Genomic DNA, 9,266 nt, shown 5'->3' on the forward strand with positions numbered 1-9,266 from the left:
ATGGGACGCATCGACTATCTGCACGACCCTGACGCCCCGCCGGCCAACTCGGTCGTCCCCTCCGTCGTCGCCTTCGTGCAGAACGACGCCGGTGACATCCTGCTCATCCAGCGGTCGGACAACGGCCGTTGGGCGCTGCCCGGCGGCGGCCACGACGTGGGCGAGTCCATCAGCGAAACGGTTGTGCGCGAGGTCTGGGAAGAGACCGGGATCAAGGCCGAAGTCATCGACATGTCGGGGATCTACACCGACCCCGGGCACGTGATGCTGTACGACGACGGCGAGGCCCGGCAGCAGTTCAGCATCTGCTTCCGGGCCCGCCCGGTCGGCGGTGCGGTCCGTACGAGCGACGAAACAACACAGGTCCGCTGGGTCTCCCCGGCGGACCTCGCAGAATTCGACATCCACCCCACCATGCGACTCAGGATCGAGCACGCGATGGACCGGACGCGCACCACGCCCTACATCGGCTGACGCTTCGCAGCGGAAAGCCGCTCCACGACGCGCGCCGTGCAGGCGAGGATCTCGGGCTCGGCACGCCTGATGAACTTCCCGATCAAGCTGTCGGGACCGTACCGACCGGCGATCTCGTTCACCCGGTCCACGGGGTTTGTCGGTGTGCCGTCCGGTGTGGTGTTCATGTCGCAGTAGCAGAGCGCGTCCGCGAGGTGGGGCCGTTCCCGGGGGAACTCGCTTTCCAGCTCGTCACGCATGCCGCGTGCCTCTGCCTCCATCCATGCACAGGAATGGTGTGCGACAAGGCGCACCAGGCGCTCATCGGCGTGGGCGACATCCCGGAGGTACCGCGCCCCGTCCAGCGGGTGGAAGCCGGTCTTGGCGAGGTCGGGCGCGTAGCCGATGTCGTGCAGAACCGCGGCCGCCTCCATAAGGTCTGCGTCCGAGCCCAGGATCGAGGCGATCGTACGGGCCCGCTCCGCCACCCCCTGTGAGTGGGCCCAACGGCGGGGCAGAGGCTCCGAGAGCAGCGATTCGGCGAGGGGGTAGGCCCAGTCGGTCAACGTCGTGGAACTCAAGGTTTCACACTCTCCTCTCCCGGCAGGGCCAGCACTGTGCGCTGCTTTCCCTGCCTTCCTTCCGATACCAGTCCGGCAGCCTGCAGCTTGTCGAGTGCCTTGCTCACCGTCGGCCGCGAGACGTTGAAGCGCGCGGACAAGGCCGACGTGCTGGGGAAGGTCGCCCCCACGGGAAGTTCGTCATCTGTGATCACGTCGGCGAGACGTTCGGCCAGTGGCCGGCGGTCGACGGACTCCCCTCGCCGCACCACCCGCCAGCGCCCACCGGGCACCGGCTCCGCGACCCCCTCCTTCTGGAGAGCTCCGAAGACCCGGAGCGCGACGCCGCGGGACACACCGTGGTCATGCATCAGCTCCGCAGCCGACGGCAACTCGGTCATCTCCTCGTCGGCTTCGATCTGAGTTCTGACAACATCAGCGATCTTCAGGAAGGTCCCGCGAGGGCTGGCCTGCGACACGCGTCTTCCCTCTCTCCGTCGTAGTTGCCTCAAGCCTGCCATGCTCCTCTTCTCGTCAGTACTGCCCGGAGGGCGCGCCAACTGCTCACAGGACCCGGAAACTGTGCGCGGTGAGCCATGTGTGGGCCACCGAGGCACTACCAGCGGCCGACCCCGGCGAACGCACAGAGCAGAGGTTCAGCCGTTCGTTCGTGCAGTGGCACGCTCCACCTGGATGCGCAGAAGCACCGTGCTTGCTCCACGTACGTGCGGATCGGCAGCAGACGGGCTGGGAGCAGAGGTCGGTTTACCGGCCGGGCCTCGCGCGGTCGCCAGCCCGATGCTGGTGCGACGGAGGAATCTGGCTAAAACTGGCATCCTTTGCGTCCATAGCTGGCAGACTGCGCCAGATGCGTCGTCGACGGAAAATGCTGGCGCTTCAGTAGAAAACTGGCTAGATCGCCAACCCATTAGGCGCGATCGCGCAGGAGGTATTGCGCAACTCATGCCCAACTCCATGGCTTCCCCAAGCAGGGGAAACACAACCGACGAATTGATTCGGCACCGCCGAGATGTCGCCGACTTGCGGCGACGAATAAGAAATCGTCGCATGCAGGTCCTTGGCTTATATGGCACCCCTCTTCTCCTCGTCTTCAGTGTTCTTTCTTGGTTCGCCGCAAAAAACTTCCTGTGGCTAGGCAAGGATATGCCCAATTCGGCGCATGGGGCTTTCTTTGCGGTCTCGGCAGTCCTGGCGGCCGCCAGCTTCTTTCAGTTCATCGTAGAGTTCTCCGACGAATTCTGGGACTGGGAGGATGAAGGAAAGTCAGTAGCCAGTCTCAGGCTCGACCTGGAACTTGCAGAAGAGCATCGAATCCTTGAAGCAAGGCGACTTACTCCTTCAGCGGTGGAGCGTCAAGCTTCCTATAAAGAAAGGACTCCTGCAGAGGTAGACCGCCTGCGAAAGGAGTCTCGATACTACCGTCGCGTACACCTCTGGATGCAATGGCTGCTCTTCTTTAGTTCGGCTGGCGTCAGCGCGATCACCGCCTGGTATGACCCACCCCAGCCTGGCAAAGGTGCTCTAATTTTCTTGGGGTTCACCATCACGGTGATCACGGCTGCCGTTGGCTACTTCAAGCCCCGCGAGCGCGCCTTCAATCTGCAGCAGACCGCAGACAATATCGAACAGCATGTCAATGCGATCGATCTGGGAATCGCACCGTACGTGCAGGCTGATGCTGCCAACCTAGAGCTTTTCGCGACCAACGTGGAAAATATGCGAGTTGAGCAGAGGAAGCGTGAGCAACAGCTCGACCAGCCCCATCAGGGCCAGCAAGAGGTTGTCTGATCTTTGAGAGGGTGCGCCGCGGCCCAGACCCGTCGGAGCAGTCTCATCCGTAGTCTCGTTCACCGCCGTACGCGGTCGTTCAGCCCCCCGGCGAGCGTGGCCGTGGTCTGCCGAATGCATGTGCGCGAACTGGGACGAACGTGACCGTGCAGAGTTGGAAAGCGTGTTGGGGGCAACCCCTCACGAGTTCGAATCTCGTATCCTCCGCCATTGCTCTCACCGGGCAATACGTCGAAGGGCCCCACCGTTCGCGGTGGGGCCCTTCGACGCTCTCTCAGCCCTCGTTGTTCTGGTCTTTGTCCAGAGAGGTGTTCGGGGAGAGCCCCCAGATGGCGTCCGCGATCTTCTGCGCCACGTCCTTCAGCATGGCGTCGGGCACATGCAGGTACCGCGCGCGCATCCGGGCGGACGTGCCCACCTCCCAGCCCATGATCTGGTCGATCACGCGGTCCGGGACGCCAAGCAGCATGAGGACGGTGGCGGCGGTGTGCCGGGCGTCGTGGAGGCGTCCGTCGCGCACGCCCGCGTCATCCAGCAGCTTCTTCCAGTCGTGGTAATCCGTGTTCGGGCTCAGCGGGCCACCGAGCGGTTTCGCGAAGACGTAGTCCGACTCGGTCCACAGGTTTCCGGCGGCCTTGCGCTCCCGGGCCTGGGCTTCCCTGTGTGTTCGCAGCATCACAACCAGGGGGCCCGGCAGGGGAACCGCACGGCGGCCGGCGCGCGACTTGGTGTTCTTGGTCTCGCGCCGCACCTGCTTGCGGTCTGGGCAGTACCCGGCCTTCCGGCCGCACGGATCTGCCTCCTTGCACCCGTGCGCGTACTTCGGGCGCAGCCGGTTCCGGCGCAGCTTCAGGTACTCGTGATCCAAGTCCACGTCGACCCAGCGCAGCCCCAGCGTCTCCCCCTGCCGCAGGCCGAGCGCCAACGCGAGCATCCAACGGACGCTGTTGCGAAGCTTGTTCACCTCGATCAGCAGGCTCTGCGCCTCCTCGACGGAGTAGGACTCGATCTCCTCCTCCGGCTCCTCCACCCGAGGCGGCTTGGCCAGGGCGGCGGCATTCTTCGCGGCGTGGCCGCGGCGCACCGCCTCACCGAAGGCGGTGCGAGCTGTGCGGTGCGCTTGGTGGGCCGTCGCGGGCTTGCTGCCGTTCTTCTGCATACGGCGATACAGGCTCTCCAGGTGCTCCGGCTCCAGGCGGTCGATGCGGTGCTTACCGATGCCGGGCACCAGGTGTACTCGAACGGCAACCTCGTACCCGTCGTAGGTGTTCTCGCTGACGCCGTCCTTGGCAAGGTTCTCGACCCAGTGCCACAGCCACTTCTCGACCGTCCACAGCTTGCCGGGCTGCTGTGCGGTTCCCTGGTCACGCTGCTTCTCCAGCCGCTTGACCTCTTCGTCCAGGGCATCTTCGGTAGGGCGGGTGATGTGCCTGCGATAGGGCTCGCCATTGTCCTTGTAGCCCATCGGCACCCGGGCGTGCCACCGGCCGTCCTTACCGAAGTAGGTAGCCGTTTCGCCGTTCGCCCGACGAGTGCGCTTCTTCTCCGCCATGGGCGAGATCTCCTTAAATCAGTGGGGCAGAACGACCGGAGCGCCGCCCCAGCGGGGGCGGCGCTCCGGTGTTGAGCAGGTCAGGCAGCCGCACCGCCCGTGCGCGGACAGCACGGCGAGGAAGGTCCGGTAGACGGTTGCGTGAACCGCGCTGCTCGCCTCGGTGATGCGCTGCTCGGCCATGGCGATGCCACGGTCCAGGTAGGCGGGTGTGCGGTGGCGGCACTTCCCGCCCCCGACCGGCGCGGGCGCCGTGATGGCGAGCGGTGCCCGCCGGACCGTGGGCTCCTTCACGGCGAGCGCGCGCACGGCGTCTGGCAGATCGGTCATGGTGCCGGTGCCGGGGCCGAGCCACCGGGCGTAGGACGTCGTGGACTTGAGGTCGACCCCTTCACGGACACCGTTCACCGAGCGCATGGCGCCCCGGTAGATCCAGTGCTCGCCGCGGGTGGTGGGCACGGTCCGGGTGGCGGGCAGCGACTCGCGGGCCCAGGTGACCGCGCTGGCGTTGTCGAGGTCGACGACTGTGAGACCGGCGCCGCCGGGGTGGTACCCGACAACTTCCGCGTCGCGCCAGGCGGTCGCCCACGTGGACGAGGTGAGGACGCGCGGGTCGGTGGTGGCGGCGGCCCAGGCGTGGCACGGCCGCGGGCACCGGCAGGGGCCAGGGCTCTTCATGTGTGTGCGCCCGCCACATGCGTTGTCGGCGCAGTCGGGGCAGTTACCGAACGGGCCCTTCCCTGCCCGCAACGGCAGCACCGGCACGTTGCCCGCCGCGAGGTACAGGGCAGTGTCGAGGTGACGGCCGTCTCGCCGGATCGGGATCGAATCGGTCATGCTGGGTGTCTCCAGTTCTGTAGAAGGTGCTGGCAGGCAAGGGCGGCCCCGCGACTTTGGCGAGGCGAGGGGGCCGCCCTTGGCGTAGCTACTTGCTTGGCGCCGTGGCGGGAGTGGTCGGTGGCGAGAGCGGCCAGGTGGCGGGCCTCGGCGGGGGTGACGGCCCGGTAGCGGATGCGGAGGGTGCAGCCGGGGGCCGGGCACCGCAGGGTTCGCAGCCACGCGAGGCGGGCGATGGCGTCGGAGATCTGGTCGGCGTACGTCTTCAGGTTGGGCATGGGTGCCTGCTCCTCAGCGGTGGTTGATGGTGCCGTTGGCGCGGCCGAACATGCCACTGGCGGTGATGTTCTGGGTGATGTGGGTGGTCGACCGCCCGTTGCCGGTCTCGTTGCGGGCGAGGCGCAGGAGGACGGGGAGGCCGATGGCTCCGGCGGCGATCAGGGCGACGGTGGCCCAGAGGGCGTGGCTCATGGCGATCAGTCCCGGGGCGGCGTAGGAAAGTCCGATACCGGCGGCGGCGACACCGCCGCCGACCGTGGGGACGAGGAGGGCGGTGGTCTTGGCCCATGCCGGGATCGGCTGCGCGACCGGTACGGGTGGCGCGGGCGGGGCCTGGGTGGGGGTGTAGGCGAGGGTGCGGATGCCGGGAGGGGCGCCGTTCGCGAGTGCCGGGCTGAGTGGTGGGTTAAGGGAGGTTCAACGAGGTGCAGGCTGAGGATCAGTACGCCGTACCGTCGTCGCCAGTCAGGGGCTCTGCGTAGTCGAGCATGTACTCAAGCAGTCCCCTGCTCAGTGAGCCGCTTTCGAGATCCTCAACCTCGACGTAGGTGGCATCACCCTTGGTGAATACCCCAGTCACACGAAAGTCGCGGTCGTACTGCGGGTAGTCCGGAATGCGTCGAGCCCAGACAGAGCCGATCCGTGGCTGTGCGGTCATGCCGTGAGGCTACCCGTGCCCCTCACGTGCCCGATCGAGCGGGAAGCTACGGGGAACTATGGGCAGTCGCGGTGCGACCACACGAGAACGGCCCCCGACCAAGTTGGCTGTTCAGGGGCCGATCTCATCGCGCTACCTGCGGTGGGTGTGGGATTTAAACCCACGGTGACATCGCTGCCACGACGGTTTTCGAGATTGCTTCAATCGCCGACAAACCAGAGATACCGGTGCGATCCGTTCAGGACAACCTGACACAGCTCGCGGGCCTGTACGACCCAGGCCCCGCCACAGGCGTCCGGAAGCCGATCGAGTTCGGCGAGGAGCAACGGGACCTGCCGATGATTGAACATCGCGTCTCCGTAAGGGATCAAGGCCGAGAGCATCGGAAAGGCAGCCGGGTCGAGGGCGGCGAAGGCATCCCTCCATTCCACCCCGCCCCGGACACTGGCCACGATGTCTCCAGAGTCGCCACGTACCTGCATATTGATCACTCGCTGACCCTATCGGCGCCCTCGTGCCCGCTGCCTGCCCGTTCCGCCAGGAAGTAGCGGGGACTCACGGGGAATAGCGGCGCCAGGCACGCTCCGGCCCAGGTCCGGGAGTTGCCAGGTCAGCCGTCATCCGCATACGGCGTCTTCCGAACTGGTGACATGCCACACATGCAGCAGCCGCCTACGGCAGGGCCGCAAACCGAAGAACTGGCCCGCAAGGGAATCGTGTCCGAAGTCTGGTCTAGGTTTTGCCTGTGAACCACAGCCGTTCCAACGCCGGGGCGCCCCGCGAGCCCGACTTGCCTCCGTACCAGGTAGTCCTGGCAGAGACTGATTGGGGTTCGCTTGAGACCGCTTTCGGAAACGGTAAGGACCTTCCCAAGTTCCTGAGACGGCTGTTGGAGCCCGATCCCAAGGCCCAGGTCACCGCTTTGTCGGAGCTAGGGGAGATGGTCAACCACCAGAACTCCATCTACGAATCCACTGCCCCCGTCGCCATGTATGTCGCCGGCATCCTCACCCACCCGGCGGCTACGACCCCCCGGCCCTATCGCAACGTACCCATCCGCGCGGCGCTGTTGAACTGGTTGGTTTCCACGGCCTACGACGCCTCCGACGAGATTGTTCGCCGCATGGAACAGTGGTTTCCTGGCTTCTCCACCCACGACAGCACCATGGCGTCCTTCCGGGAGCTGCGCCCGATACTTTATCGGGCCGTCTCGCCCTTCCTGCAGGACGGCCACGAGGACGTGCGCGAAGCAGCCGTCATTGCTGCGCTCATCCTCGCCGAACACCCTGCGCTCGCCGAACACCGCGATCACCTCGCCACGCACGCGCGCCGCATCCTGGACACCAGCAGCGACGACCCCAACCGACGCGTTGCCCGAAAGGCCCTCGAAGCATGGGGCCACGACATCCCCAACCTTGAACGCTTCCAGGAAAAGCCCTGGGACTGCGGGCCACACAGCGATGGCCGCGGCGATCTCGAACCTCCCTTCTGACCGATACGCGCACGGCCCGAAAACGGAACACTGCAGCGGGTGAGAGACACCAACCCAAGGACGCGCGGCCAGCCGAGTTGCTTCGGGACGAAGAGCGTCCGTGCCACATCCGTGCCAGAACGGGCGGGGTCTCACGGGGAATCAGAGTGCGCAGGAGTACGTGGTGCCGGACGCCCCCAGGGCGAGGAGCCCGAGGTCAGGTCCAGAGCGCCCAACCTCGCTCCTAAAGCGGTGCTACCGATCAGGGTGGAGCGGCTCATGATGGTGCCAGACGAGGTATCGGTCTTCGCGGCGTAGCTCCGCGGAACCCCACTCAAGTCGTATCAACCCGCGGCCCATGGAGCAGGCGTAGGCGACGAGGACTAGCCCCACATCCGGGGGGAGCTGTCCGAGGTCTCGGTGAGCTTCTTGCTCTTCGAGCTCTTCGAGTCCTAGGTCCAGTTCGCCTTGCATGGGCTCTGGCCCGTGACGTCGGATTAGGTCGGCGCGCAGTCCGGTTGCTCGTCGTAGTCGTGCCGCGGTGACAGGCACGTCCGTCTTGGCGTAGCGGATCGGGTAGATCACATTGCCGGCGACGACCATGACTGTTCGGGCCTGGAGTCGTACGGCGGTTGCGTCGGGGAGATGTTCGAGGCAGGCGGCGAGCTCCTCATGGCCATTGGACAGCTCGCGGACTACAGCAGGTTCGTGGACCACACCATCCGCGCCGTCCTTCTCCCGTCCGAACCGCGGAAGGACCTCCTGGCCCTGGCCATGATGCAGGACTGCGCGGTGATCTGGCCCGAGGGCAAGGGCTTCGTCAGCACCAACCCCAAGGCACTTCCGTAGCGGTGGAACTCTGTACAGCAACGCAGTACCGCAACCACAGCAACCGCCCCCGTCCGCTACCGTCTCTCTGGGGCCTCGTAGCGGCTGGAATGGCCGTCGCTGACCGATCTCGCTGGAGCTACGGACCAGAAGGTTGCAAGTTCGAATCCTGCCCGAGGACGCACAGACAAGAGGCCCCGGAGTGATCCGGGGCCTCTTGCGTTTCAGAGGCGTGTTGGATGATGGGGGCAACGGTTGGCGTTCACACGCCGTTTCAGGGGTACACCCGTCGACTGGGCATAGGGGGAGCCGGTGGTGTCGCAGGGGCGGGATCAGTCCTTTCTCGACAGCAACGGCTGGACGGTGACGCGGCTCGTCGCGGCTGTGTGGGGAACTGCCAGTAGCAGCAGTGCGGCGTGGGTGCGTGTGGTGTGGCTCGTGATCGGTGCTGGGACCGCCTGGGACCTGGTGCGGGATCTGGTCAGGCGACGTCGGCAGCGCGGGGCCGGGTTCGCCGACGTCCGTGACTGACATCGCGGACAACTGCGGGAAGGGAGAGGTTTGCAACACCACCGCACTGGACCGGAAGTATCGCCACCCCTCGGACACTCGTTGTCCTGGTCATTGTCCAGTGCACTAACGATCACCGTCGTTCACCGCCGTACGCGAACCCCGTCTGACCTGCCCAGTGAACGCGCACGTACCCGTCCGTACGGTCGCGCTCACAGTTGGAAAGCGTGTTGGGGGCAACCCCTCACGAGTTCGAATCTCGTATCCTCCGCCATTGCTCTCACCGGGCAATACGTCGAAGGGCCCCAC

Annotated in this window: 11 protein-coding genes and 1 pseudogene; 4 read left to right on the forward strand and 8 right to left on the reverse strand. The window is 65.8% G+C overall.

Translation table 11 applies throughout. The features are described 5' to 3' along the window. The gene (locus ACWCPY_RS39045; protein WP_451273307.1) at positions 1-474 is read left to right on the forward strand and encodes an NUDIX domain-containing protein; all 474 of its coding nucleotides are present in this window, start codon (positions 1-3) and stop codon (positions 472-474) included. Here the strand turns inward: ACWCPY_RS39045 and ACWCPY_RS39050 are convergent. Both ACWCPY_RS39050 and ACWCPY_RS39055 read right to left on the reverse strand, forming a co-directional pair. Next, complete coding sequence (locus tag ACWCPY_RS39050; protein ID WP_451273309.1) at positions 462-1,034, reverse strand: HD domain-containing protein; 573 nt, start codon at positions 1,032-1,034, stop codon at positions 462-464. The genes ACWCPY_RS39045 and ACWCPY_RS39050 overlap by 13 nt on opposite strands. Continuing rightward, positions 1,031-1,492: a GntR family transcriptional regulator gene (locus ACWCPY_RS39055; RefSeq protein ID WP_451273311.1), complete on the reverse strand. Its 462-nt coding sequence runs from the start codon at positions 1,490-1,492 to the stop codon at positions 1,031-1,033. Before ACWCPY_RS39055 ends, ACWCPY_RS39050 begins: the two co-directional genes overlap by 4 nt. A gap of 589 nt (positions 1,493-2,081) precedes the next feature. Between ACWCPY_RS39055 and ACWCPY_RS39060 the strand changes: the two genes are divergently transcribed. Next, positions 2,082-2,822 (forward strand): SLATT domain-containing protein, encoded by a 741-nt coding sequence (locus ACWCPY_RS39060; RefSeq protein ID WP_451273313.1) that lies wholly within the window; start codon positions 2,082-2,084, stop codon positions 2,820-2,822. A 274-nt stretch (positions 2,823-3,096) separates the two neighbouring features. Here ACWCPY_RS39060 and ACWCPY_RS39065 read toward each other — a convergent pair whose 3' ends face one another. From ACWCPY_RS39065 to ACWCPY_RS39090, 6 genes and pseudogenes are all read right to left on the reverse strand, one after another. Then, positions 3,097-4,374: a tyrosine-type recombinase/integrase gene (locus tag ACWCPY_RS39065; protein WP_451273315.1), complete on the reverse strand. Its 1,278-nt coding sequence runs from the start codon at positions 4,372-4,374 to the stop codon at positions 3,097-3,099. Positions 4,375-4,392: 18 nt separating this feature from the next. Continuing rightward, a complete protein-coding gene (locus ACWCPY_RS39070) occupies positions 4,393-5,211 on the reverse strand; it encodes a DNA primase (protein ID WP_451273317.1) in 819 nt (272 codons plus the stop codon). Beyond that, complete coding sequence (locus ACWCPY_RS39075) at positions 5,208-5,489, reverse strand: hypothetical protein (RefSeq protein WP_451273319.1); 282 nt, start codon at positions 5,487-5,489, stop codon at positions 5,208-5,210. The genes ACWCPY_RS39070 and ACWCPY_RS39075 overlap by 4 nt, the downstream gene beginning before the upstream one ends. A gap of 13 nt (positions 5,490-5,502) precedes the next feature. Continuing rightward, a pseudogene (locus tag ACWCPY_RS39080) lies at positions 5,503-5,862 on the reverse strand (hypothetical protein); the annotation flags it as partial. Between the two features lie 67 nt (positions 5,863-5,929). Continuing rightward, complete coding sequence (locus ACWCPY_RS39085) at positions 5,930-6,148, reverse strand: hypothetical protein (protein ID WP_451273321.1); 219 nt, start codon at positions 6,146-6,148, stop codon at positions 5,930-5,932. A 200-nt stretch (positions 6,149-6,348) separates the two neighbouring features. After that, entirely contained in the window at positions 6,349-6,630 is a 282-nt protein-coding gene (locus tag ACWCPY_RS39090; RefSeq protein ID WP_451273327.1) for a hypothetical protein, read from the reverse strand. 263 nt (positions 6,631-6,893) lie between these two features. On the opposite strand from ACWCPY_RS39090, the gene ACWCPY_RS39095 reads away from it, so the two are divergent. Beyond that, positions 6,894-7,640, forward strand: coding sequence for a hypothetical protein (locus ACWCPY_RS39095; protein ID WP_451273323.1), 747 nt, complete (start codon positions 6,894-6,896; stop codon positions 7,638-7,640). Positions 7,641-8,264: 624 nt separating this feature from the next. Continuing rightward, positions 8,265-8,468 carry a hypothetical protein gene (locus tag ACWCPY_RS39100; protein WP_451273325.1) on the forward strand — a complete coding sequence of 68 codons (204 nt, stop codon included), beginning with the start codon at positions 8,265-8,267 and terminating at the stop codon, positions 8,466-8,468. Positions 8,469-9,266: the final 798 nt, after the last annotated feature.

Source organism: Streptomyces sp. NPDC002403, assembly GCF_053593015.1.